Genomic DNA, 25,752 nt, shown 5'->3' with positions numbered 1-25,752 from the left:
TCGTTGAAGGCAGAATATGAGAAAAGAACATTTGTTACTTGGGCTATTTCTTTTGGTGGTGTTGGTAGCAGGACTTTGAATTTATTAGATTTCCAGCAGATATCAAAAAGCAGAGTAGGAATATGAGGAGTTGAAAGAATATGTCTGGGAAAAATCAGTGGATTTGGATGAGAGAAAAGAAGATACGGATGAAGCAGAAAATGTAGAGACGAATTTACTATGAAACATAACCTTTCGGGTAGCCAAAAAAGTGCAGACTGCCCCTGTCAAACTTAAAAAAGTTGATTTTGAACTTAACTGTCAAACTTATGCGGCAACTACTGGAGCCTCCCAGCCAAGCGCTTTTAACTTTTTAAGGTACGCATTGATTTTGCGTTCCTTATTGAACTGATTGTAATAATCAGCTCCCAGATCCTTAAAAACAACACCATCCTTGAGGATGTGGTATATTGCAATGAGCATGGAATGAGCCACTGCCACATAGGCACGCTTTGACCCACGGTGGGCACTGATCCTCATAAATTGAGCATAAAAGTAGCATTTCTTGTTTTTTACAGCAGCATGTGCACAGGTAATCAATGTTGTCCACAAGAGAGCGTTTCCTTTTCTGGTTTTGCAGGACTTGCTTTTTTTGGCGCTTTCATTGTCACCAGGGCATAATCCTGCCCAAGAAGAAATGTGCTTATCTGTGGGGAAACGTTCCATGTCTGTGCCAATGACGGAAATGATGGCCTGAGCGCTTGTATTACCGATGCCGGTCACATCCTGAATGGCCTGTGAAGCCTGCTTTTCTTCCAGCTTCATAAAGTTGTCAATCTCGTCAACCAGGTTTTTGATATGCTTATTCAGCTTGTCCAAATGGACAAGAAGCTCTTTCATCATCCGATGCTGCAAAGAAGACATGACACCGTTCAGGTCATCAATGATCTGCGCTTTGGTGGCTTTGAGATTATGGGCGATCACTTTCTGCTCATACATTTCGTCGTATTTTGCTTCGTCAATGGATTCTCCGGTAAGGAGATATTCCAATATACTACGGGTACTTTTGCCATTGATGTCTGATACGGTTCCGGATAGCTTGATGTTGGCACCTTCCAGCATTTTCTGGAGGCGATTCAGTTCTCTGGTACGTTCACCAACAAGGCTTTTGCGATAGCGGACTAATTCTCTCAGTTCACGCTGATCCTTGTCGGGAATATAACTGGGCTGAAGCAATCCATGCTGAAGAAGGTCTGCGATCCATTCCGCATCCTTTACATCCGTTTTTCGGCCGGGAACAGCTTTCATATGACGTGCATTAACCACTATGGCGTTCAGGTCAGAAGATTCAAGGATGTTAAACAGCGGCTTCCAATAAGAGGTCGTGCTCTCCATGGCGACCATTTCGCAGCCGCCTTCTTTGAGCCAGTCAGCCAATGCAAGAAGTTCCCGGGTTGTTGCACCAAAGTCACGTACTTCCTGCTTTCTGCCGCATCGGAAGCAGGCAACGATAAGCTTTTTGTGCACATCAATACCACACATTTGTCGTAAATTTTATCCATTACTGGCACCTCCGAGGTGAAATTTACGGCATGGTACTCTGTCTCTTATCATTTTACTATACGTCCTTTTGCCGGAAAGTTGAGTTCTTCAAGCGGGCTGGACAGGTGGTGGTGCAAATGAGAGTACCTGAAATCAGTTTAGGCAGCGGGCTGCTGGCCCCAAATAAGCACGATTTTTGCCGTTACACTAAGTATAAATAACAGCACAAATAAATTCAATAACCTACAGCCTGCACAGTTTCATTTATGGTGGCGCCAAGTGTGCGGGCATGGTGGTTTAGGCAATAAGGCTAGGGAAATATGATTATGATTGAAATGAAAGATATAACAGAGGAATTAGAGAAAAAAGAGCATAACAACTTATTAGATGTAAATAGTTTATGGACAGAAATCAAAAAGTGGTTTTTGTTATATATTTAGGAAAGTGACCAAGTAGTAGAAAGCAATATTATAGGAAAAATTACATGAATAGTCGGTTTTGTTACGTAGACATAATTTGTGGTTTTATTAGTGGTATATTATAGAAAATTGGAAATTGTTAAATATCTTTCTTCAATGATGTGGATGAATGTCCAGTATAAAGAGAGAGAAAACGTTCATTATTTGAAATTGTTTTTAAATTAGTATATCACATAAGATTTTGGACATATCCCAATATACCAAGCAAAAATTATGATATTTACTGTGTCGAGAGATGGAAATATTTAGTGCGGGAGGGGATTAAGGAAAAAATATGAATAATAGAAAAGCAAATTTAAAGGAAGATTATACATGCTTCAATAGCAAAAAGGAGGAGAGCGTGAAATGATTCAACTGAGTGAAATGTCTCAATCTATATTTGTAATTTTTTTAATCGTAATTTTAGGATATCTGTTAGGTGCTGTTTCTGTTAAAGGGATTGCCCTTAGAACATCTGCTGTATTTATAGTTGCACTACTTATAGGTGGGATTAGTGAAAAATATAAAAACTCAATTTTTGACGTGGAAATACCAATAATAGTACAGAATTTAGGACTAGTGCTATTTATAACATCAGTTGGTATTATGGCAGGAAAAAATTTTTTTTCAAGTATAAAAAAATATTTTGTATCTTATGTGTTAACTGGAGCTGTATGTGTTCTAAGTGGTTCTATAGTATGCGTTATATTGATTAATTGTACAGGAGTGGAAACTAGTCTTGCGGTTGGGTTACTTTCAGGTGCTTTAACAAGTACACCCGGATATTCAGCGGCTCAAGAAGTATATTCAGGAACCGAATTATTACTAAAAAATGTAGCAGTTGGACATGCAATAGAATATCCTTTTGGAGTGCTTGCTGTTGTAATTTTTGTGCAATTGTTTCCTAGAATACTACATGCTGATATTGAATATGAAAGAAGCCAACTCATTTTAAGTCAAAACGAAAAAAGAATAGTACATTGTGGTAAAAAAATCGAACCATTCGGAATTTTAAGTTTTTCGTTTTCTATAGTATTTGGAATAGTTTTGGGAAATATAAATATCCCGATGAAAGGCGGAGTTGTTTTTTCTCTAGGAATGACAGGAGGACCATTAATAGTGGCATTACTAGTAGGTGGAATAAAAAGCATTAATGGCATTATAGATGTGAGATGTAATGAAAAATTTTTAGAGGTAGTCCGCGAAATTGGGTTGATATTATTTTTAATCAGTGCTGGATATGATGGAGGAAGTGCCTTTGTAGAGGTTGCGAAAAAGTATGGTTTTATTTTAGTTATATATGGTGGTGTAATGACGATAATACCTCTATTACTAGCCTATTTATTTTCAAGATATGTGTTGAAAATGGCACTACTTAATAATCTAGGTGCAATAACGGGAGGAATGACAAGTACACCTGCATTAGGCACATTAGTAAATGTTGCAGGAACAAGTGATGTATCATCAGCGTATGCATCTACATATCCAGTAGCACTAATTTTAGTAGTTTTATCTTGTCAAATTATAGCTTTATTTTTTTAGTAGAGGAGATATTTGCAAATGGAATATATTTTAGAAAACGTAAAAGTCCTAGATTTCTCAAGATTGTTACCGGGGCCTTATGCCACAGAAATACTTGTTGATTTTGGGGCAGAAGTAATCAAAATTGAAGAAGCTGTAAAAGGTGATTATTTAAGGGAATATGAAGCAAAGGAAGGGGAATTTGGAGCAGCATTTGCCTCTCTAAATAGAGGAAAAAAAAGTATAGCTGTAAATATTCATAGCAAAGAAGATTATAAAAAAATATTAAAATTGATAGAACATACAGATATTATAGTTGAATCGTTTCGGCCTGGAGTCATGAAAAAGGCGGGGTTAGATTATCAAAGTGTATGTAACATAAAGCCGGACATTATTTACTGTTCTATTTCTGGATTTGGACAATATGGAAGTATGTCTTTAAAGGCAGGGCATGATTTGACATATCTTAGTTATTCCGGATTATTAGATTTAATGACAAAAAATATAGTAGATACCAAAATAGAAGCAATTGTTCCCCCAATATTGATTAGTGACATAAGTGCATCCATGAATACAATTGTTGCAATATTGATTGCTTATATAAATAAACTAAAAACGGGAGAAGGACAGTATATTGATATATCTATTTTGGATGGTATTTATAGAAATTGTATGCCAATAATTCTCCCTAATTACCTGGCAAGTAGAGAAAAACCTAAATTTGATAGCAATACCTTATATGGTGCATATGCTAATTATTCAGTATATAAAACAAAGGATAAAAAAATGATTAGTGTAGCAGCCATTGAATGGAAGTTTTGGAAGAAATTTTGTGACGCAATAGGACATCCCGAATATGTTGAACTTATAGATGATGATAATGCAATGAAAGAGTTAAGATACTGCATTAGTGAAATCATACTTCAAAAAACCCAAAAGGAGTGGATGATGATTCTAGAGGATAAAGATGCTTGTGTGGCACCGGTTGTTGAGATAGAAGATGTAAAATTTGTAGAAAATTTAATAAAGAAAAAACTGCTTACTGACAATATATTATTGGAAAATCCAATAAATTTTTCGACAATAAAGAAGGTTAGCAATAAGGATGTACCAAGACTTGGAGAACAGAATGATTCTTTGAGGGAGGAGAAAAATCAAATATGAAGAGACAATACAATATAGAAAAGCAACATCAAAAAGGGAAGCTACATGCAATTGAAAGGATTAATATGCTTTTAGATAACGGCAGTTTTGTAGAGGTAAATGCTGGTACAGTCGATATCATGAGTTTCTCAGATGGGAAAGATAAAAAGGACTATGATGCTGTTATTACAGGATTTGGAACTATAGAGGGAAAAAAAGTTTGCATATATGCACAGGATTTTACTATAGCAGGAGGCACTGTAGGAAGCACGCATGGAGAAAAAATTGCAAATATTATTGAACTTGCTATACAGATCGGTTGTCCGGTTATTGGAATACTAGACTCAGGTGGAGCTAGAATTCAAGAGAGTGTCTTAGCAATTGAAGCATACGGAAAAATCTTTCGTAGTAATACGAAAGCGTCAGGTTTGATACCGCAAATTGCAATAATTGCTGGCACATGTGCTGGAGGAGCTTGTTATTCTCCGGCATTACAAGATTTTATTTTTCTCATTGACGATCTCAGCAAAATGTTTTTGACAGGTCCAACAGTGGTAAAAGAAGTTATGGGAATAGAGACTTCTGCAGAGGAACTCGGAGGAGTAAAAGTACATACGCAGGAATCAGGAGTAGCACAATTTAGATGTAATAACGAGAAAGAATGTTATAACCAGGTAAAAGATTTAATTAAAACATTACCAAGTTCAGTCAAAGAAAAGGTTAAAATACCATTATTTTATTCTCCTCAAGGCTCAAAGAAAAGATTATTTAAAAATAATAATGTAAAAATTGATAATATTTTACCGACTGATCCAAGAAGAACATATGATGTTAAAAAAATTATAGCATACATTTGTGATGATGATAGCCTATTGGAAGTCAATCAAGAATTTGCTCCAAACATTGTTACCGTATTTGCCAAAATATCAGATGTACTAACTGGAATAGTAGCAAACAATCCTAACTATTTAGGGGGGATATTAGACACTGATGCATCAGATAAAGCAGCAAAATTTATTCGATATTGTGATGCTTATGATATTCCAATTATAACATTAGTCGATACGCCGGGATTTGTACCTGGTCCTAAAGAAGAAAAGAAGGGAATCATTCGGCATGGAGCAAAAATGCTTTATGCATATTCTGAGGCAACAACAATAAGAATTACTGTAATACTTCGTAAGGAATATGGTGGAGCCTGTCTGGCAATGGGGTGTAAGTCCATGGGGATAGATTTTGTATATAGTTGGCCGAATACAGAAATTGCTGTGATGGGGGCAAAAGGTGCAATTCCAATTATCTATAAAAAGGAACTTGCAGATTCAGATAATGTAGAGGATAAAATCAAAGAATTAAGTGATGACTATAGAGAAAAATATGTAAGTGTAAAAAGGGCGTTGGAAATAGGATTTGTAGATGATGTAATTGAACCAGAGAATACTCGTGAATGTATATTTAAGACCATCCAATTTTTAGAATCCAAAAGAAAAAATAGTGCTGAAAAGAAACATGGAATTATTCCGCTATAAGAAGTAAAGGAGAATATTTATGAAAGAAAGATATGTTATTACCGGATTAGGAGTTATGTTACCAAATACTTTTGATGAAGATACTTTATGGAGAAATTTGTCTGAGGGAAATTCACAACTGGATTTTATTAGTAGTGTAAAAGTAGATAACTTTAAAGTGAAAGTTGCAGCTGAAATAGAGAATTTTGATTACCAAAAATATTTACCAGATCTTGAAGAGCGGTTTGCACAAAAGTATTCAAGAGAGATTTTAATTGGCATGTCTGCACTAGAAAATTGTATGGTAAGTAGTGGTCTAAGTCGTGACGATATTTCACCCAAACGAATTGGTATAGTAGAGTCAACATCCCGTTCAACTCAGGGATATTGGGCAAATGTATTGCTACATGCCGGTACTGATCAAGAGTTAATTTGTAGTAATAGTTTATTTTCTGGATTGAATGGTGTTACCGCATCACTGTATGCGATTTATAGAAATATACAAGGATTTGTAACTACATTAAGTTGCGCATGTGTTGGCGGACATCAAGCAATTAGAGTGGCATTAAACGAGTTGGAATGTGGAAATGAAGATGTTATGTTGGTTCTTGGAACAGAATTTCCTATCTGCAAAACAGTTTTAGGTCTCTATTCTGATGAAAAAACTTCTGTTATGAGTCACGAAAAGGAAAATCCTAAGAGAGCTATGCGTCCATATTCCATAAATAGAGAAGGATTTGCTTTGGGAGAAGGATCAGTAGCTATTTGTATTGAAAAGCTTTCGCATGCAAAAGAAAGAAATGCAAAAATATATTGCGAAGTTTTAGGAACATCTGTAACAAACGAAGCAGAACATGCTACACGTATGGATATAACAGGAAATAAGAATGCACAAATGTTGGAAGAAATGCTCAAGGAAATTAAGAAAAAGCCAGAGGAGATATCATATTATTGTGCACATGGAACAGCTACTTATTACAATGATTTAGCAGAATGTAGAATAGTAAAATTAATAAATGGTAAGAAGTGTCCGCCAATAGGATCAATTAAACCTATATATGGTCACTTGTTTGGAGCAGCGGGAATCTTAAATGTGGCAGCAAGTGCGCTGATGATTAAAAAACAAGTATTGTGTCCAACAATAAATGTTGAACAGCCAGATCCTGAATGTGACTTGGATCATATTACAGAAGGAAGCAGGGCTTGTGATGTTAGTTTAATCATTTCCATGGCACATGCAATGGGAAGCCAAAGTTCAATGTGTGCTATAGGAGCAGTGAGATGAAAAATATTATATACGATAATTTGGAAAAAATGATAGAGGAAAATGTTCAAGAGAAAATGTATATCCATATTGCTTCTACAATGGCTAGGCCTAATGCCTTAATTAATACAATGATTAGAATGTTTGAAGAAAAAAATCCACAATTTACATTTAGCGTTACAGCAGTGCACGGAAATTTACATGCAATTGCAATATCAGGAATAGCAAAAAAAGTAATAACAGGGTTTTTAGGAGATAACTACCCGAAACCAAGGACAAACAGTTTGTATGCTAATGTATTAAAATATCATATACCATTTGAAATAGAGATGGTTTCATTGTTGACTTTTGTATTAAGACTAATGGGCGGTGCATTAAACTTACCCTATATGGTGACAAATTCTTTAGGTGAAAGTGATTTGGAAAATTCAAGCTACACTAACACCATATTAGTTGGAGAGAACAAAGACCAAAAAATAAGATTAATTAAGTCTTTATTTCCAGATATTACAGTAGTACATGGAGTGTGTGCAGATACGAACGGAAATATAATACTAAGTTCACCATCTGGAGAAGGACAGTGGGGATGTCTAGCGGCTAGAAAAGGTGTTCTTGCCACAGTAGAAAAGATAGTGGATGCAAATACTTTTCAGATGCATTCTGATAAAGTAATTATTCCAGGTAGCCGGGTATTGGGAGTCTGTGAAGTCCCGTATGGCGCATACCCGCAGGCTGTACGTACATTTGGTATAGAAGGAATTCAAAATTATTATGATGATTACGATTATTTTGTTGAAGCACGTGAATTAGTTTCAGATCCCTTAACAGCTCAAAAGTGGTATATGGATAATATAAAAAAGTGCTTTTCACATGATTATTGGAAACGTATTACCAAACATAATTGGAAGTTTATCCATGAAGGAAAAAAACAGTATGAGGATATAAACATTGATTCAGAGCTTACTTTAAATGAAATTTTAATTATATTAGCCGCTAGAACTATTATACGAAAAGTAAAAAAAGGAAATTACAAAACAATTTTAGCGGGTATTGGAATGTCTCACATAGCTACATGGGTAGCACAAAGAATCCTTAATAAAGAAGGTATCGGGATTCATATTATGGCTGAATTAGGATTTTATGGGATGACGGCGGTAGATGGAGATGTATTTCTGTTTAGTCAAAAGATTGCAGATACTACTGAGCAACGATGCGATATTCTTCAAACGTTAGGTACACAGGTGGGATTTGAACGAACATGTTTAGGAGTTATAGGAGCAGCAGAAATAGATTGTTACGGAAATATTAATTCTTCACAATTATTTGATGGAACATATATGACAGGTTCAGGGGGTGCTAATGATATTGCTTCGGTTACAGATTGTATTGTTGTTTGTGTACCAGGAAAAAAGAAATTAGTGAATAAAGTAAACTTTATTACAAGTCCGGGTGCAAATATTTGTTCTATAGTAACTACTTTTGGAGAATTTGAAAAGGAGGACGGTAAATTTAAGTTAAATTCTTGGTATGATGCTAAGAAAAAATATATTACTCCACAAAATGCATTGTCAGAATATTCACAATGGGAACAGAATCAAATTAAAGAAATTCTTAAGTATGAACAAGAAATCTCAGAAGAAGAACGAAAAGTGGTATGGGAGATTGATAGGAAAGGAGTTTATAGGAAATGAATAAAGAAAATTTGCAGCAAAAATTCATCAATGCACCAGGGAAACTATTGGGCATTGGACATTATTTTCCAGGAGACCCTGTTACAAATAATACAATAGAAAAAGAATATGGATTTGATTCAAATTGGATAGTAGAACATACTGGAGTTAAAAGTAGACATTGGGCTAAGGAAGGCGAAGAAACATTTGTAGATTTAGCAAAAAAAGCTGGAGAATATGCATTGAAAAATTCTGGAATCCTTGTAACAGATATAGATATTCTTGTTTGTACAAGTTCTACAACAAGAGCATTCTTTAATCCATCAACATTAAGTAATAAGTATATGGATATTGCATTGCCTTTACAGGCAGAATTGAATTTAAGTAATGCATTATGTTTTGATATAGGTGGAGCTGCGTGTGTGGGATTCATTGATGCAACAATAACTGCAATTTCGATGTTAAAGGCAATGAATTTAAAGAGAGCAATGGTAGTATGTGTTGAAAATCCTAAGCCGGTACTAAACTTTAATTATAAAAATTCTACTTTATTCGGAGCGGGAGCTGTGGTCACAATATGGGAAAAATGTGCTAGATCAGATTCGGATTTGTTAGATGTTTCCTTATATACAGATGGAACTCATTTTAATGCCTTTGATATTGATGATAGCAACAAGATATTAATGAAAGGAAAAGAAGTTGGAGAGTTTGCCCCTAAATCTTTAATTAATGTCACAAAAGAAATTTTAGAAAGGAATAATCTAAAAATAATGGATATAGATTGGTTCATACCACATCAAGCTAATGTTAATATTATCAACCAACTTAAAGAAGAAATGGAGATACCAGAACATAAGATGTTGATTAATATAGACAAAAGAGGAAATACATCTTGTGTTGGTGGCCCTAGTTGTTTATCAGAGTATTATCATATGGGAAAGATAAAGAAAGGTGATCTAATATTTACGTGTAGCTTTGGGAGAGGATTCAACTGGGGCGGAATTCTATTTAAAGCCTAAGAGGGAGGAAATTATGAAAAATATAATACCAAAAAATATTGAGGCGCCAGTTAAACTTTTAGGTATGGGTCATTACTTTCCAGGAGATCCAATAGACAATAAGGCGATAGAACAGAAATTTGGTTTTTGTGCTGACTGGATAGTAGAACATACAGGAGTTCATACCAGACATTGGGCAGATAACAATGAAATATCTTTTGTTGATTTGGCTAAAAATGCTGCTATGGATGCATTGGAAAAGGCGCATTTGGATAAAGACGAAATAGATATTTTAATTTGCACTAGTGCTACAGCACGTCCTGTATGTAATCCATCCACAACATCAAATAAGTATATGGACATAGCACCACCCTTGCAAAGAGAACTTGGATTGAACAATGTTTTTTGTTTCGATCTTACGGCAGTTGCATGCTTAGGATTTGTAAATATTTCTATGGCAGCAGCAGCATTATTACATTCAATGAATAAAAAGAATGCATTAATAGTATGTGTAGAAAGTCCTAAGAATATCTTAAATTTTAAATTTAAAAATTCTACGTTATTCGGAGCAGGAGCAGCGGCTGCTATATGGCAAATATGTGATAAGAAAGAATCAGATTTAATTGATGTGGTGATCCATTCAGATGGCAATTATTTTGAAGCATTTGATATTGATGATGAAAATAAAGTATTGATGAAGGGTAAAAAAGTCGGTGAAATTGCGCCAAAAGTTTTAACAGAAGTAACGGAAGAAATATTAAGCAGAAACAAATTACAAATAGAAGATGTAGACTGGTTTATTCCTCATCAAGCAAATATTAATATCATTAAACAACTTAAAGAAAAACTAAAAATTCCTGAGGAAAAATTGCTAGTAAATATAGACAAAAGAGGAAACACATCTAGTGTGGGTGGTCCTGGATGTTGTTCGGAATTTATTGACAAGGGTACCATTAAACACGGTGATTTAATTCTCACATGTAGTATTGGTCGTGGATTCAGTTGGGGTGGAATTTTATTTAAATATTAAATTGAAAGGATAATATATGAGTACTTTAAAAACAAATGGAATAGAAATTATAGGTTGGGGACATTACTTACCCAAAAGAGTTGTTACAACGGAAGAAGTTAATTCTCGTATTACATTAAAGACAAGTTCTATAGATGAAAAAGTCATTGGAAATGTAGGAGTTAAAAAGAGACATTGGTCTAGTGATGAGGAGACTATAGAACTTATGTCGAAAATATCTGGAGAAAATGCTTTGAGAAATGCAAAATTAAAAGCTAGTGACATAGATTTACTACTCTTAGTAAATTGGACAGAAAGAAGATATGTTCCAGATTTGGCACCGTCGGTGGCAAATCTGATTGGAGCTAAGAATGCCATGGCTTTTGATTTGTGTACGGCTTGTTGTGGTTTTGCAACAGCAGTTATGACTGCGTGCATGTATTTGCAAGCACATGATAGAGTGGATAATGCCCTGATAATTTGTACAGAACAGTTTTCACATAGAGTTAGGCCTGGATCAAAAGGAGAATTAATTGTTGGAGATGCATCTGCTTCACTTGTATTAACTAAAAATACTAATGCAACTGGTGGAATTATAGATTTTGAATTAAAAAATGATGGTTCCCTGAAAGATATTGTAAAGGCAAAAATGCCAGAGGGATGGGTTAAAAGCAAACCTGAGTTAGCACAAGTAGCAGCTGAATTGAATAAAAGAGCTATTGATACTATATTTTCCAGAAATAAAATATCTATGCAAGATATCGATTGGCTAGTGCCACATCCAGGAACAGAAGTAGTTCATGAAGAAATTAAAAGACATATTAATTGCACAGATAGGAAATTTATTACCAATTTCAGCGAGGTCGCAAATGTATCTAGTGCATCAATCCCCCTAGTTATTTCGATTAACCTAGAAACGGGAAAGTTTAGAAAGGGTGATATTTGTCTTTGCCCTTCAATAGGTTCCGGAATTTATTATGGTGCTACATTGCTAAGATTATAGGAGAAAGTATATGGGAAAAAAAGAGATCGCTGTAGTAATTGGAGGAAGTAGAGGTATAGGATTCGTAATTGCTAATGCTTTATACATGCATGGATATAGAGTATTAATAACAGGAAAGAGTAAGGGAAATTTAAATGCAGCGGTAAAACGAGCAGAAAAAGAAAGTATTGTTTTGGAAATATATTGTATGGATGCAACAAGAGAATCAGATGTACAAGAACTTTTTGAGTATATCGGTAGCTGTGGTAAATTGTGTGTTTGCGTGAACTGTGTTGGGAAAAATTTATCAAAAAAATTTGTGTATCAAAACGCTGAAGGTGCGATTATTAAGCATAGTTTGGAAGAATGGGAGAGAACAATTTTACTTAATCAAACTTCGAGTTTCTTATGTTGTAGAGAAGCTGCCGCAACTATGATCGAACAAAAAACTGAAGGAATTATAATTAATATAGCAACTTCATTATGGAAAGGCGCGTATGCACAATGCGCATATACAGCAGCAAAAGCAGCTGTTATTTCTATGACTCGTTCAATTGCTGTTGAATTATCTAGATATGGGATACGTTGTATGGCAGTTGCTCCTGGTGCTATTATAGGTGATGCTTTAAGAACGGCATGTGAAAAAAGTGAAAGGCATAATGAGTATATGGATAAACTAAAAAATCAAGTACCATTAAAACGGTTTGCAGAAGAAAGTGAAGTTAGCGAGGCCGTATTGTTTTGTGTAAAAAACAAATATATGACAGGAAATATTATTGAATTAGACGGAGGTGGATATCCTTCAAAAGTTATTTTTAATAAATAGAGGTGGAAAATATGATTGAAAATTTATTGCAAAATGACAAAAGGGTTGTTGTAACAGGAATGGGATTTGCACTACCGGGAGTTCAGGAAGCGAATGGAGAGAGAGACTTATGCATCACTAAAAAAGACTTTTGGGACATTATATCTTCAGGAAAAATATGTACTGAAAATAATGGTATTTATTATGGGTTTATTAAAAAATCTGAAGAAGATTTGAAAAAACTTGTAAAATACGTTCCAAGAAGATATTTGGATAACTATAATTTAACACATCTATTAAGTGTTATTTCCTGCCAAGAAGCATGTGATGATGCAGGACTAAGTATTGAAAGCGGAGATTTTAAAGATGCTGCAGTAATAACGGCAAGAACTTCTATAGCAACTAATTTTAACAGCTATTCTGAATTTTCAACTATGGATTGTTTAAAAACAACGCCACAAGACACATTAAAAATGTTTAATAGATTGATGATTTCTGTTCCAGTAAACGATGCGGCTTTAGTTCAAGCAGCTATGTTAAAGAGTGGAAATGCCCAGTTTGCAGTTTCATGTGGATGTGCATCTGGAAATGTTTCAATTGGGTTAGCACAAAAAATGATATTAACTGGCGAAACAGATTGCGTAGTTGTGACAGGAGTAGAAAGTATAGACATGGAGGTTATTCAACAATATGTTGGTTTAGTTGAAGAAGCAGAAAAAACAGGAAAAAAAGCCTCTTTTTCGGCTCCGCCAACAAAATTTTTGTTAAATAAACTAATGGCACCATATGATAAAAGAGCTGAAGGATACAATTCCGGGATTGGTTCTGCCACTATTATTCTTGAAAGTGAAGAACACGCAATAAGAAGGAATGCACATATATATGGCGAAATTTTGAATCAGTGTACAGCGCGTGAGAATAATTCAAGTGCAGTGTCAATTGATGAAACAGGAGAATCTCTAGTGAGAGCAATTAAGAAATGTTTGGGTTCCAAATATTTTCTTGATGATATTGGATATATAAATGGAGGAGCACAGGGAGATAAAATATTTAATATTTTTGAAGCCAATGCTTTAAGAGCATTATTTAAAGAAAAAATTAATTTACTTCCGGTAACATCTCAAGAAGCATGTTTTGGGCATAATTCATCTGCATTAGGAATTACAGGAGTATCTGGTACTTTATTAATGATGAATAATAAAAAAATTTGTCCTACCGCTGGATGTAAACAAAAAGATGAAATATGTCTATTTGATCCAGTGCCGGGTAACAATACATTGGAAAAAACATTCAATTACGCATTAAGCTTTAATTACCAAGCAGGTGGTGTGTGCAGTGTTGTGTTGTTAGGGAGGTATTAGTATATGCCAAGCAGTGACTATATGAAATTAACTGGCATAGGGTTTGCTTTGCCAGATATTAAAAAATTTGGTATATGTAATTCAAAAAAAAGATTTTGGGAAATTATAAAAAATGGTGAATGTGTAATATCTAAGACACCAGAATATCAAAGTTATGATATCGGGGTGGCAGGTAAAATACACAATTGGCAGAGGGAGGAATTGAATATATCTGAAAAGCATATTGAAAAATACTCTAAAGCAACTTTATTGGGCATTTTAGCCACAAAAAAAGCTTTAGAAGATGCAAATTATAGTTCTAAGGAACTTTCAAATGCAAGAACACTATTGGTAGTTACTTCAACTATGCTTACATTAGAAACAGTAAATAAGCAATTTACTAAATTATTTAACTACAATAAAAGTAAAGTTGGATTTGACTTTTTTATTCAAGGAACACCTGGAAGTGTAGCTTGTGGTATAAGCAAAGTATTGGAATTAGATTGTCCTGTACTTACTTTAACAGGAAGCTGTGCTTCAACACTAAATGCCATACAGCTTGCTAGTGAAAAACTTTTATTAAATTATGTAGATAAAGTAATAATTATAGGCGTGGATGATTCAAATGATCCGTTATATTTTTCTTCGGTATCCTACCGAATGAAAACAGAAAAAACAATAGCTGCAATAACGGATAATCCTTTAGATATTAGGCCTCACGATGTGAATACAAAAGGAAATGCATGCGGTCAAGGTGCTATAGCAATTATTATGGAAAGAGAAGACAGTAAAAATAATTGTTCTGAAAATACGCAAGCATTTCGTCTTCATTATAGTAATTCAAGAAGGAATGGGCATGGAATGTTTGATTGCGGTAATCCAGACAACTTTGGAAAATCTGTGAAAGAAGTACTAAAAGATGCAAAAATTGGGCTTGGGGAAGTAGGGTTTATTAATGATTTCGCAGAAGGTGCGGATTTTATAGAAGAATTCTTTATACAAGCACTAAATTATATTCGGAGAGAAAATGAATATAATGGTGAAATATATTTAACAAACCAAGAAGCAGCGTTTGGACATATTGGAGGCATAGCTGGAATCTTGAAGTTAGTATGTAATTTAATGATGATGAATGAGGGTATAATTGCTCCGTCAATAAATTGCGAAAAAAAATTTGCAAGTTTATGTGCAACTCCAATTATAAAAAGATACATAAAGAAGAAATCCAAATACTCCATGTTGATGAGTTGTGGTGCTGGTGGAGACTGTTCAATAATGCTAATAGAGGATAAATAAAATGGAAAAATATGAAATTATTGGTAATAATAAAGTTTTAAAAAATGAATGTGAATACATAATTGAAAGCCTTCAAAAAAAACAAGGGGGTGATGAGGATAGACCATTTTTAGGGTGTATTATTAGCTTTTACAATACTTATGATAAAGAACCTCGAAAACTTATCTATCATGAAATTGAGTTACTGATTGAAAAAATGAAGAATATAGGTGGTGGAAAAATAATTTTCATCATGAATTATTTAGATCAAAGTTCTCGAATACCAAATGCTGCTGAAATTTATGGTGCACAAAGCGAACTTTTAAGTTGGGTTAAAACTAAATTGCTTGAATGGGGAACTTATAAAATTATTGCAAATTTTATAGACTTAGGTTATTGGACATATGTTGAGGATACTTCAATTGAATTAGAACCCTGGATGATTATAAAAAGAAAAACAATATTCGAAGACTTGTATTATGGTGTTGAATTTTTATATGGTATGGGAAACACGTATATGATAGGACAAACACTGAAGATTAATGGAGGGATTGACATTAATCCATTGAAGCCAATTTTAGATAATCCATTAAAAACAGTAAAAGCTACCACTTCTGTAAAGAGGTCCAGATATCTTATTATTGGAGCAAGTAGTGGGATTGGAAAAGTAACTGCTTATCAACTAGCGAGTGAAGGTGCAGATTTAGTGCTTTTTGCAAGACGTATAGATATGTTAATGGAAATGAAAACAGATATCGAGGAAAAATATCATGTAAATGTCAAAATAAATAAAGTAGATGTAACAGATAGCGATACTTTGCAAAAAGCTATTAGTGATTCATATAAAAGTGGTCCATTTCACGGAATGATTTATTCATCTGGATACTTTGATGGAGAAAACATGCTGAAAACTAATGACATTTGGAAGCAAATATGGGAAACCAATATGGAAGGATATCGAGTAGCGGTTTCTACTTATATTAATTGTTGTAGAAGTTCTAAATTGTTTGGAAATATAGTGGGGGTTTCTTCGCTTGGAGGAATTAGAGCACTGTTGCCGGGATTGGAAGCATATGGAGTAAGTAAATGTGCAATGATCCATTTTTCAAAGGCTGTAGCTCTAAATTATAGTAAGTACGGAATTAGAATTAATTGTGTAGCACCTGGATGGATAGAATCACCTATGTCAGAATTCTTAGATGAAAAATATAAGCAATATTGGTTACAGAAAATGGCAATAAAAAGACCTGGTTTTACAAAAGATGTAGCATTCGTTATAAGATACCTAGTAAATGACGAGTCTGCCCATATTACAGGAAGCACAGTTTGTATTGATGGAGGGGTTTCACTTGGTAAAATATACGGATATACAGGATAAAGAAAAGGATTTTATGAAAACAATTGATGATTCTGCATATGTTCTAGGAACTAATGATTATGCGAGATCATTGGCTAAAAGGATTCTAGAATTATTAAATATCGAGTGTATAGAAAAACGCAAAAAAATCGAAAGAACACCTAGAATATTAGTGTTTTCTTGTCAACATACGCAAGCTACAGATTTGAATGTAATATTTGAAGAAATTGAAGAGTATATAGAAAAACTAAAAGAACAAAATAACGGAAGAATTGTTCTATTAACAAATGGATTTGAAAGATATAAATATGAAATTAAATACTCTAGATCGTATTCTATACAAAAGGCCATTGTTACATTCTTTAAGCAGCAGGCTATTGATTTAGCAAAAAAAAATATCACGTATAATAATATAGAAATTGGATATTTCCCAGAACGAGACAAATCTTTTTCTATAAATAATGAATGGTCATATTTTCGAAGACTTGCTATACGCAGATGCGTCGAATTGGCGGATATCAAGTCTACAATGTCCTTTCTGCTTTCGGAAAGTTCAAGATTCATGACTGGGGAAACCATCGTATTGGATGGTGGACTTGAAATGAATCAAGTAACACCTCCGATTAAAGAAGGTATTATAAAAAAAAGCACAAGTATATTAGTACATCCAAAAGAAAACCAAAGAGAATTTGATTTAACAGGAAAGGTGGCAATCGTCTTTGGTTGTAGTTCTGGTATAGGGAAAGCTACTGTCCTTGAATTAGCTAAAAGAGGAGCTTGCGTATCATTAATCGCAAGAAGAAAAGAGAAGCTTGAAGAAATTCAAAAAATAATAGATATGTCAAAAACTAAAAGTCTTGTTTTACAAAAGGATGTTAAATGTCAAAAAAATATTGAAAATGCAATTATAGAAACGTGGCAGTTTTTTGGGAAAATAGATATTTTTATTTATGTTGCAGGAATAGGGTATGTTACAGATGAACTAAATGATGAAAATGACTATAAAACTATGTACGAAACTAATTATCAGGGATATTCTACAGCACTAAAAATGTTATTTAAAAAGTGGAAAGATAACAATATTAGAGGTGTAGGACTTGGGGTAAGCACAATAGATGTCAATTTCGTACCATCATATGGATTAGCTTCATATAGCGTGACAAAGGCTGCAATGACACAATTAACGAAAAATATTTCGCTTTTGGGAGCAAAATATGGTATCAGACTAAACTGTGTAGCTCCCGGGTATATTGATACACAAATTATGAATTTCACTACTGATAGTTATAGAAATCAATGGCGCAAAAAAATCCCTATGGGAAGATTAGGAAATCCAGAAGACATCTCGGGGGTGATTTGTTTTTTGGTTAGTGATGCATCTGATTATCTTGTTGGGAAAAATCTCATTGTAGATGGTGGATATTCCTTGATTAAGGTTCCGGAATTAGTAGATGAATAGGAGGATTGTGCAATGGAAAATATACATAAAGATGTGGCTATTGTTACAGGTTCATCAAGTGGAATTGGAAGAGCTATCGCTATAGCCTTAGCGCGAAAAGGTGTGAAAGTGGCTCTAGTCGCAAGAGATGCCAAGAAATTAGAAGAAGTAAAAAAGATTATAGAGAAATCTGGCGGTGAATCTATTGTTGTTGCTCAAGATTTGATGATTGAAAACTCAGTACTATCTATTATTGAATGCGTTCAAAAAAAGTTAGGAGCGATCAATATTTTAGTAAATGCTGCTGGAAGAGTTGCAATGGGAGGAATAGATAAAATAAATATGAAATTGTGGAAATCCGTAATTCATTTAAATTTAACTATTCCCTATGAATTTATTCATTACTTGTTACCAGAAATGAAAGAGCACGAGAGAGGATGGATTTTTAATATTTCATCGGAAATAGGAAGTCGAGCAATTCAGTATTCGGGGGTATATGGTGTAAGTAAAGCAGCCCTTAATCGATTATCGGAAATTTTGGATTTAGATGTTAGTGAATTTGGTATTCACATATATTCTTTATGTCCAGGATGGGTTAATACAAAATTAGCGATAGATCCTAGTTTATTAGGGGTAGATAAAAATGAGATATTACAGCCTGAGCAGATAGCAAAGATTATTACAGATTTGTATGAAATAAATAACTATAAGCTTTCTACAATTTTAAAGATTACTCCTATGGATCATAATGTTAGCACCGAAAATTCAACCCGAAAGTTTTTTGAACTAAATAAGCACTTAGTGTAGGACCAAGGAGGAATATATGTTAAATATAATTTATGATGAGAACCAATTAAAATTAAAAGATAAAGCTCATGAGTTTACCGTTAAAAATATTTTACCTTTTGCAGAAAAATATGATAAAGAGGTAACATTTCCCTTAGAAATTATTAAGTTGGCAAAAAGGGAGGGATTATTGAACTGTATGATTCCTACTGAATATGGTGGTCTGGGATATAGTATCATAGAACGCTACATAATTGCCGAAGAATTTGCATGGGGATGTGCAGGAATTGGAACCGCGTTACAAGTGCAAGATGCTGTCACAGTTCCTATTTTGTTAAGTGATAATGTAAAGTTAAAAGAGAGATATTTTAGAGAAATGTTAAATGGGAAAATATTTTCGTTAGCATACACAGAGGAAGAGGCAGGGAGTAACCTGACATATATTAATACAGAAGCCACTTATCAGAATGGTGTATATGTACTTAATGGAAGTAAAACATTAATATCTGCAATACCATTTGCTGATTATGCAATAGTGTTTGCGCGTATAGGTGAAAAAAGTCCAAAAGAGTTTTCTATGTTTATAGTTGACATGAAGAGCGATGGAGTAACCTATAGTGGTCCTATTCAAACTATGGGACAAAAGGCCAATGTTATAGGGAAACTCGAATTGAAAAATGTTATTATTCCATCAGAGCAGAATCTTTACTCGACAAATGGGCTTTCGCTGGCTATTAAAAGTATTGAATACAATAGAATCTGTTGTGCAGGAATGGCCGTTGGAATCGCAAGGAAAGCCAGAGACGAGTCTATGAAATATGCAAATAGAAGATATAGTTATGGAAAGCCAATTTGGAAGCATCAAGCAATTGGTCATACAATTGCAGAGATGGATATTCAAATCAAAGCGGCCAGATTACTTGGTTGGTATGCTGCTAAAAATCTTAAAATGAATTCCGATCCAGAACAATTATCGTCGTATGCTAAAGTATTTAGTACAGATATGGCGACTCAGATATGTTCTGATGCGTTACAGATATGTGGAGGTAATGGATATCTAAGTGACTTTCCATTGGAAAAGTTATATAGAGATGTTAAGGTGTGTCAGATTTACGAAGGAACCTCCCAAATACATAAGGAATCTATAGTTAAAAATTTAATGAACAATATGGAAGAAGTGGATTAGATGGTTACAAATAGAGTTACAAAAGAATTAAAGAAAATGGTTACTGATGCCTCAGAAGCAGCAAAATTGATAATGCCTGGGATGACTTTAGGATTTAGTGGTTTCACTCTGTCTGGAGATCCTAAAGTCATTCCTCAATATATAGAAGCTGGGGATTTGACCCTAATAACATCTGCTTCTGTTGGAGACAAGGCAGAAGGTGTATTATGCAGAAAAGGTTTAATCAAAAAAAGATATCCATATCAAACCCATTCTGATGTGAGACGTTGTATAAATAATGGGGAAATATTATATTCTGATATACATTTAAGTCATGTTCCAAGAATGATAGAGACTGGTATAATAGATATTGATTATGCAATTATTGAATGTGTAAAAGTAGATGATAATGGTATATATCCAACGACGTCTGTTGGAATTTCACCTTTTTTAGCTAAATATGCAAAAAATATTATTTTAGAAGTAAATACTCAAATTCCAATTGAATTTAGTGAAATAGCAGACATCTTTTATGCCGGTAATGCACCATCGGCAAATATTATACCCATATGTGAGGCAACGGATAGAGTGGGAACTACATATATTCCATGTGAGATAAGTAAAATTAAAGCAATTGTTTTTACTCACGAGGACGGAACATATCCACAATTTGTACCACAAGATGAAGAATCGGATAAAATTGCAGAGCATATTATAAGTTTCTTAAGAGCAGAATTAGATAGCAATACGGATTTATTAAAAAACTTTCCCATCCAATCTGGCGTAGGGGCAGTTGCCAATGCGGTTTTGGCAGGATTACGTGGTATTGGAATTAAAGGTTTAAAAATGTATACAGAAACTATGCAAGATACAGCATTTGAACTTCTTGATGAAGGTATAATTGATGGGATTTCTACATGTGCTATTTGCCTATCCAAAGCAAAAGAGACGGTATTATTTGATAATATAGATTATTTTAAGAATAGAATCATTTTACGTCCACAGGATATTTCTAATAGTGCCGAAGTGATTAGGCGTTTAGGCGTCATAGCAATGAATACTCCTGTAGAATTTGACATATACGGGAACGTTAATTCTACACATAAATTAGGTTCTAACATCATTAATGGTATAGGTGGTTCGGGAGATTTTGCAAGAAATTCTAAAATCAATATTTTTGCTACAAAATCAACGGCCCAAAATGGGTTAATATCTTGTGTTGTTCCTATGGTAAGTCACTGTGATCACACAGAGCACGATACACAGATATTTGTTACAGAACAGGGAATTGCAGACTTACGTTGGAAATCCCCCAAAGAAAGAGCTGAGATAATCATTAATAATTGTGCACATCCAAAATATAAGGAACAACTCTGGAGATATTATAAAAATGCTATAGAAAAAAACGGAAACAAACACACTCCTCACGACTTGGCAAATGCTTTTCAAATGCATGTAAACTTCAAGAAGCATGGTTCTATGATTTGAAATAGGAGAAAAATATGGAGTTTAAAAATATAAAAATTAAAATATTATGTGAAAAATATGGTCTTATTACCTTAACTAGAGAAAGATTCTATAATGCAATCGATGATCACACAACTAATGAATTAATAGAAGCTTTGAATTTATTTAAAGAAAAAAAGAGAGTTAAGGTGCTAATTATAACCGGTATAGGAGAAAAAGCATTCTCATCTGGTGGAGATCTAAAACGGATAAGATCCAAAACATGTTTTGATATTTTGCAGACCAATCTTCAGGACTTATGCTATCAGATAGAAAATTATTATACACCAGTTATAGCTGCAATAAATGGTGTTGCTATGGGAGGAGGATTGGAACTTGCAATGGCATGTGATTTTAGAATCGCAGTCTCGAGCACTTGTTTTGCCCTTCCAGAAACTTCTTTGGGATTAATTCCTTCAGCAGGAGGTACACAACGATTGATTAGGCTAATCGGTGAAGCAAAGGCGAAGGAGGTCATAATGCTCGGAAAAAGATTGACTTCTAATGAGGCGATAGAATATGGTCTAATTTCTAAAATAGTTAACAAAGAAGATTTAATTACTGAATGTATACGTATTAGCGATACTTTATCCCAGAAATCTCCAATGGCATTATACTTATCAAAAATGGCTATAAATATAGGAAATAAAGATAATACTTATTCTGGTATGCAATATGAGAAAATGTGTCAAGCTGTTTTGATGGAATATGGTGATAAGCAGGAAGGAATAGAGGCTTTTTTTTCTAAAAGAATGCCTAATTTTAAGGAGATTTAGTATTTGGTTTTGTAATTTATATACATGATTAATAAAAAATAAAGTAATTAATGTATGTTAGACTCTTGATTTGCAACTTACCCCATTTACTATTGAGTTTATCTTCTTATTTGCTATACTATCAGTAAAGAAGGGAGGACTTAGTATTTGTGAAACTTACAATGGAACAGATTTTTCAAGGGGAAAATGAAATTATCATTCGTTATAGAGAAATGAATAAAACGCTTCAAACGCTAGTCGAAATTGTTCACGGGAAAAGTAGAAAAATTGTTGCATCAGAAAACGAAAAAATGATATTTTTACTTCCAGAAGAAATATTGTACATAGAAAATGTTGATGGAACAACATTTGCATATACTTTCGATCATGTTTTTAAACTTTCTCAAACGCTTAAAATATTAACCGAAATTTATTCAGAGAGAGGCTTTTTTAGATGCTCTAAATCGATGATTTTAAACATTTATAAAATTAGTAATTTAAAAAGCGAACCATATAGTAGAATTCGTGCAACAATGGAAAACGGTGAGCAAGTAATTATTTCTAGAAAATATTCTGGTAGATTGCGGCAAATTTTACAAGAGGGGTATCAGGATGAATAATAGATGGAGTCAATTTTTAAGTAGAGAAATTGCTATTGAGTATAAAGCAAGTATTTATAGTATATGTGTTACTTTTTATTATTATATTTATCAAATTATTCAACATTCTTTGAAAGCTAATATTTTGTATCTAATGGAAATTGTTTTTGTTTGCTATTTAATGGGGTATGTTCAAGTTTACTTATTACAAAATTTTGATGAAGCTGATAGCCTCGGAAAGAAAGAGGTAGTCAAGATAATTATATGTTCTACTTTATATACAGCAATTTCTCAGATATTGCAGTGGTTTGATTCTTGTTGGATAAATACAGTTGTTTTTTGGGGATATATATTTTCTTGCTATACCTGTATATTTTTAATAAATAAATTAAAAAGAAAAATTGATACAAAGAGACTAAACTTTCTATTGGATAATTACAAAAAACAAGGAGGAATAAAAAATGAAGAAATTAACAATGAAAGATGACAAAGGATATGCAATAGAAATAGAACATCTTCAAAAATATTATAAAAAACACAAAGGTGTAGATGACATTTCATTAAAAGTTAAAGCAGGTGAAATATATGGATTTCTGGGGCCTAATGGAGCTGGAAAGTCAACAACAATCCGATGTATGCTTGGCTTGATTCAGTATCAAAAAGGAAATATTAAGTTATTAGGAAATGAGTATCATAGCCCTTCAGAAATGCGTGCACATATTGGATATATGCCTTCTGAAACTATGTTTTACCCTACTATGAAAGTAAAAGATGTAATACAATTAGCAGCAGACGCAAGAAAATTGAATTGTAAAAAAGAAAGTAACCGATTATGTGAAATACTTGAAGTTCCATTGGAAAAAAAAGTTGAAGAATTATCTTTAGGTAATCGGAAAAAGGTTAGTATCATTTGTGCATTACAACACAAACCTGAATTATTGATTTTAGATGAGCCGACATCTGGATTAGATCCATTGATGCAAGAAACTTTTTTTAATATTCTTAAAGAAGCTAATCAAAATGGAACAACATGCTTTTTATCATCGCATGTTTTATCTGAAGTAAAAAAGTATTGTACACGTGCAGCAATCATAAAAAATGGATGTGTATTAAAAGAAGATAGTATAGAAAAAATGTCGCATACCAATTTGCGTTTCGTAAAAATATGGCATAATAATAAAGTTGAAACATTTTCCTATACCGGCTCGATGAAAGAATTGATACATAAATTAGATGGTCAGTCAGTTGATGATGTACTTATTGAAGAACCTTCTTTAGATGAGCTCTTCATACATTATTATAATAAAAATGAAGGAGGTAAGTAGCATGACATTTGTAAAACATGAATTGAAGATGAATTTTAAAGTGTTTTTTATATGGAGTCTTTGTGTAGGAATAAGTATTTTGGGGTGCATTTTGTTGTTTCCAAGTATGACTGAAGGAATGGAAGATATGGCAGAAACATTTTCAAATATGAAAAATATATCAAATGCACTGGGAATGAGCAAAATTAGCATTGCAACAATGGAAGGTTATTATGCTACAACAATTAGTGTTATTTTTTCATTAGGGGGTGCAATGTTTGCTGCAATGATAGGTGCTTCTCTTCTTTCTAAAGAAGAAGAAGGACATACAGCAGAATTTATATATGTTTTTCCTTCGAATAGACACGCTATTGTATTTTGGAAATATGTAGCAATGCTTATTTTAGTTATTACTTTTAATATTTTTTGTATCATTTTTGAAGGGATAAGTTTTTTGGCAGTTGATGCCAATATTAAATTATATGAATATTGTATCTATCATCTTGTAGCTTTCTTTATGCAATTTGAAATTGGAAGTATATGCTTTTTAATATCATCATTTTGTCACAGAAAGCAGATTGGTTTGTCACTTGGAATTGCAATTTTTATGTATTTAGCTGATATTATATATCATACAATTACAGATGCAAAGTTTTTAAAATATGTAACACCATTTTATTTTGCAAATGCTACGGATTTGTTTGTAGGGGAGGAAAGTAAAGGTGGATTGATAATAACTGGTGTTGTCATTAGTTTAGTGGCAGCAGGAGTGGCACAATTATGGTATAGTCGAAGAGATTTGTGTGTATAATCTAGAACTAGTTTAGTTAAATACTTGAATAAATTTTTTGATAGTAGGTGATAAAAACTTTATAGCCAGTATTTAGCTAAAAGTAGACCATCCTTCCGGGTGGTGACTGTAAACAAACTTGAATAATTTTACTGTAAGTTAATGAAGTGGAAGCTTTGGTTATGATTATTATGCCCTGTCGTTTAATACAAAAGAAAATAATGGGGAGAGGATAAGTATTTCTCCATTTTCTGTATATATAAAAATTCGGACGTTAACTCATACTACATCTTGTGTTAATATGATTTTGGAATCTAGCTTTTGTATATTCAGTTAAGGATAGACAAGTGGTTTTAGTTCCGACTCAAAAGACCGGGAGGTAAGTTTTAAGGTGCGGTGCACTTTTAGTCGATAGGACCAAAATAGAATATTGAAAACAAATATAGACATTCAGAATGGAAGTTCTGGGTGTCTTTTTTAGGTATGACGGGCATGCCCTTGTTCTGTGGTGAAAGTCCACTTAGGCGTAGCTACCGACGAACTTTATAGCGACTCCCA

At 33.6% G+C, this 25,752-nt stretch carries 21 protein-coding genes and 1 pseudogene; 21 read left to right on the top strand and 1 reads right to left on the bottom strand.

Annotation, left to right across the window (positions count from 1 at the left end):
• Positions 1–306: 306 nt before the first annotated feature.
• Positions 307–1,541 (bottom strand): annotated as a pseudogene (locus NFS18_RS08770) (IS110 family RNA-guided transposase).
• 804 nt (positions 1,542–2,345) lie between these two features.
• Here NFS18_RS08770 and NFS18_RS08765 point away from each other — a divergent pair.
• The 21 genes from NFS18_RS08765 (at position 2,346) to NFS18_RS08665 (ending at position 25,215) form a co-directional block, all read left to right on the top strand.
• Positions 2,346–3,521, top strand: a complete 1,176-nt coding sequence (locus tag NFS18_RS08765) for an aspartate-alanine antiporter-like transporter (protein WP_251389684.1) — start codon at positions 2,346–2,348, stop codon at positions 3,519–3,521.
• 18 nt (positions 3,522–3,539) lie between these two features.
• Positions 3,540–4,664 carry a CaiB/BaiF CoA transferase family protein gene (locus NFS18_RS08760; RefSeq protein ID WP_251389683.1) on the top strand — a complete coding sequence of 375 codons (1,125 nt, stop codon included), beginning with the start codon at positions 3,540–3,542 and terminating at the stop codon, positions 4,662–4,664.
• Positions 4,661–6,172 carry an acyl-CoA carboxylase subunit beta gene (locus tag NFS18_RS08755; protein WP_251389682.1) on the top strand — a complete coding sequence of 504 codons (1,512 nt, stop codon included), beginning with the start codon at positions 4,661–4,663 and terminating at the stop codon, positions 6,170–6,172. Before NFS18_RS08760 ends, NFS18_RS08755 begins: the two co-directional genes overlap by 4 nt.
• Before the next feature lie 19 nt (positions 6,173–6,191).
• A complete protein-coding gene (locus tag NFS18_RS08750; RefSeq protein ID WP_251389681.1) occupies positions 6,192–7,436 on the top strand; it encodes a beta-ketoacyl-[acyl-carrier-protein] synthase family protein in 1,245 nt (414 codons plus the stop codon).
• The gene (locus NFS18_RS08745; protein WP_251389680.1) at positions 7,433–9,106 is read left to right on the top strand and encodes a CoA-transferase; all 1,674 of its coding nucleotides are present in this window, start codon (positions 7,433–7,435) and stop codon (positions 9,104–9,106) included. Before NFS18_RS08750 ends, NFS18_RS08745 begins: the two co-directional genes overlap by 4 nt.
• Positions 9,103–10,104, top strand: a complete 1,002-nt coding sequence (locus NFS18_RS08740; RefSeq protein ID WP_251389679.1) for a ketoacyl-ACP synthase III — start codon at positions 9,103–9,105, stop codon at positions 10,102–10,104. The genes NFS18_RS08745 and NFS18_RS08740 overlap by 4 nt, the downstream gene beginning before the upstream one ends.
• 13 nt (positions 10,105–10,117) lie before the next feature.
• Positions 10,118–11,113, top strand: a complete 996-nt coding sequence (locus NFS18_RS08735) for a ketoacyl-ACP synthase III (protein WP_251389678.1) — start codon at positions 10,118–10,120, stop codon at positions 11,111–11,113.
• Between the two features lie 16 nt (positions 11,114–11,129).
• A complete protein-coding gene (locus tag NFS18_RS08730) occupies positions 11,130–12,095 on the top strand; it encodes a ketoacyl-ACP synthase III (RefSeq protein ID WP_251389677.1) in 966 nt (321 codons plus the stop codon).
• 10 nt (positions 12,096–12,105) lie between these two features.
• Entirely contained in the window at positions 12,106–12,900 is a 795-nt protein-coding gene (locus NFS18_RS08725) for an SDR family NAD(P)-dependent oxidoreductase (RefSeq protein WP_251389676.1), read from the top strand.
• An 11-nt stretch (positions 12,901–12,911) separates the two neighbouring features.
• Positions 12,912–14,240: a beta-ketoacyl synthase N-terminal-like domain-containing protein gene (locus NFS18_RS08720; protein ID WP_251389675.1), complete on the top strand. Its 1,329-nt coding sequence runs from the start codon at positions 12,912–12,914 to the stop codon at positions 14,238–14,240.
• Positions 14,241–14,243: 3 nt separating this feature from the next.
• Entirely contained in the window at positions 14,244–15,515 is a 1,272-nt protein-coding gene (locus tag NFS18_RS08715; RefSeq protein ID WP_251389674.1) for a beta-ketoacyl synthase N-terminal-like domain-containing protein, read from the top strand.
• Between the two features lies 1 nt (position 15,516).
• Positions 15,517–16,872: an SDR family NAD(P)-dependent oxidoreductase gene (locus tag NFS18_RS08710; RefSeq protein WP_251389673.1), complete on the top strand. Its 1,356-nt coding sequence runs from the start codon at positions 15,517–15,519 to the stop codon at positions 16,870–16,872.
• Positions 16,844–18,310 carry an SDR family NAD(P)-dependent oxidoreductase gene (locus NFS18_RS08705; RefSeq protein WP_251389672.1) on the top strand — a complete coding sequence of 489 codons (1,467 nt, stop codon included), beginning with the start codon at positions 16,844–16,846 and terminating at the stop codon, positions 18,308–18,310. The genes NFS18_RS08710 and NFS18_RS08705 overlap by 29 nt, the downstream gene beginning before the upstream one ends.
• A gap of 12 nt (positions 18,311–18,322) precedes the next feature.
• Positions 18,323–19,096, top strand: a complete 774-nt coding sequence (locus NFS18_RS08700) for an SDR family NAD(P)-dependent oxidoreductase (RefSeq protein ID WP_251389671.1) — start codon at positions 18,323–18,325, stop codon at positions 19,094–19,096.
• 16 nt (positions 19,097–19,112) lie between these two features.
• Complete coding sequence (locus NFS18_RS08695) at positions 19,113–20,261, top strand: acyl-CoA dehydrogenase family protein (protein WP_251389670.1); 1,149 nt, start codon at positions 19,113–19,115, stop codon at positions 20,259–20,261.
• Positions 20,262–21,728, top strand: a complete 1,467-nt coding sequence (locus NFS18_RS08690) for an acetyl-CoA hydrolase/transferase C-terminal domain-containing protein (protein WP_251389669.1) — start codon at positions 20,262–20,264, stop codon at positions 21,726–21,728.
• A 14-nt stretch (positions 21,729–21,742) separates the two neighbouring features.
• The gene (locus NFS18_RS08685; RefSeq protein ID WP_251389668.1) at positions 21,743–22,522 is read left to right on the top strand and encodes an enoyl-CoA hydratase/isomerase family protein; all 780 of its coding nucleotides are present in this window, start codon (positions 21,743–21,745) and stop codon (positions 22,520–22,522) included.
• A gap of 149 nt (positions 22,523–22,671) precedes the next feature.
• On the top strand, positions 22,672–23,121 hold the full coding sequence (locus NFS18_RS08680) for a LytTR family DNA-binding domain-containing protein (protein WP_251389667.1): 450 nt from the start codon (positions 22,672–22,674) through the stop codon (positions 23,119–23,121).
• The gene (locus NFS18_RS08675) at positions 23,114–23,587 is read left to right on the top strand and encodes a DUF3021 domain-containing protein (protein WP_251389666.1); all 474 of its coding nucleotides are present in this window, start codon (positions 23,114–23,116) and stop codon (positions 23,585–23,587) included. Before NFS18_RS08680 ends, NFS18_RS08675 begins: the two co-directional genes overlap by 8 nt.
• Entirely contained in the window at positions 23,562–24,425 is an 864-nt protein-coding gene (locus NFS18_RS08670) for an ABC transporter ATP-binding protein (protein WP_251389665.1), read from the top strand. The genes NFS18_RS08675 and NFS18_RS08670 overlap by 26 nt, the downstream gene beginning before the upstream one ends.
• A 1-nt stretch (position 24,426) precedes the next feature.
• Positions 24,427–25,215 (top strand): ABC transporter permease subunit, encoded by a 789-nt coding sequence (locus tag NFS18_RS08665; RefSeq protein ID WP_251389664.1) that lies wholly within the window; start codon positions 24,427–24,429, stop codon positions 25,213–25,215.
• Positions 25,216–25,752 lie beyond the last annotated feature (537 nt).

The organism is Mediterraneibacter agrestimuris (genome assembly GCF_943193195.1).
Lineage (GTDB): Bacteria > Bacillota > Clostridia > Lachnospirales > Lachnospiraceae > Schaedlerella > Schaedlerella agrestimuris.
Note: the sequence above shows the minus strand (reverse complement) of the source record. Positions and strands in the feature narration are given on the sequence as shown.

Bases quoted from the DNA above. Each gene is read 5' to 3' on its own strand.
- NFS18_RS08700 (WP_251389671.1), top strand. From the start codon at position 18,323: ATGGAAAATATACATAAAGATGTGGCTATTGTTACAGGTTCATCAAGT.
- NFS18_RS08710 (WP_251389673.1), top strand. From the start codon at position 15,517: ATGGAAAAATATGAAATTATTGGTAATAATAAAGTTTTAAAAAATGAA.
- NFS18_RS08715 (WP_251389674.1), top strand. From the start codon at position 14,244: ATGCCAAGCAGTGACTATATGAAATTAACTGGCATAGGGTTTGCTTTG.
- NFS18_RS08720 (WP_251389675.1), top strand. From the start codon at position 12,912: ATGATTGAAAATTTATTGCAAAATGACAAAAGGGTTGTTGTAACAGGA.
- NFS18_RS08725 (WP_251389676.1), top strand. From the start codon at position 12,106: ATGGGAAAAAAAGAGATCGCTGTAGTAATTGGAGGAAGTAGAGGTATA.
- NFS18_RS08690 (WP_251389669.1), top strand. From the start codon at position 20,262: ATGGTTACAAATAGAGTTACAAAAGAATTAAAGAAAATGGTTACTGAT.
- NFS18_RS08745 (WP_251389680.1), top strand. From the start codon at position 7,433: ATGAAAAATATTATATACGATAATTTGGAAAAAATGATAGAGGAAAAT.
- NFS18_RS08740 (WP_251389679.1), top strand. From the start codon at position 9,103: ATGAATAAAGAAAATTTGCAGCAAAAATTCATCAATGCACCAGGGAAA.
- NFS18_RS08735 (WP_251389678.1), top strand. From the start codon at position 10,118: ATGAAAAATATAATACCAAAAAATATTGAGGCGCCAGTTAAACTTTTA.
- NFS18_RS08765 (WP_251389684.1), top strand. From the start codon at position 2,346: ATGATTCAACTGAGTGAAATGTCTCAATCTATATTTGTAATTTTTTTA.
- NFS18_RS08750 (WP_251389681.1), top strand. From the start codon at position 6,192: ATGAAAGAAAGATATGTTATTACCGGATTAGGAGTTATGTTACCAAAT.
- NFS18_RS08730 (WP_251389677.1), top strand. From the start codon at position 11,130: ATGAGTACTTTAAAAACAAATGGAATAGAAATTATAGGTTGGGGACAT.
- NFS18_RS08670 (WP_251389665.1), top strand. From the start codon at position 23,562: ATGAAGAAATTAACAATGAAAGATGACAAAGGATATGCAATAGAAATA.
- NFS18_RS08675 (WP_251389666.1), top strand. From the start codon at position 23,114: ATGAATAATAGATGGAGTCAATTTTTAAGTAGAGAAATTGCTATTGAG.
- NFS18_RS08755 (WP_251389682.1), top strand. From the start codon at position 4,661: ATGAAGAGACAATACAATATAGAAAAGCAACATCAAAAAGGGAAGCTA.
- NFS18_RS08665 (WP_251389664.1), top strand. From the start codon at position 24,427: ATGACATTTGTAAAACATGAATTGAAGATGAATTTTAAAGTGTTTTTT.
- NFS18_RS08695 (WP_251389670.1), top strand. From the start codon at position 19,113: ATGTTAAATATAATTTATGATGAGAACCAATTAAAATTAAAAGATAAA.
- NFS18_RS08685 (WP_251389668.1), top strand. From the start codon at position 21,743: ATGGAGTTTAAAAATATAAAAATTAAAATATTATGTGAAAAATATGGT.
- NFS18_RS08760 (WP_251389683.1), top strand. From the start codon at position 3,540: ATGGAATATATTTTAGAAAACGTAAAAGTCCTAGATTTCTCAAGATTG.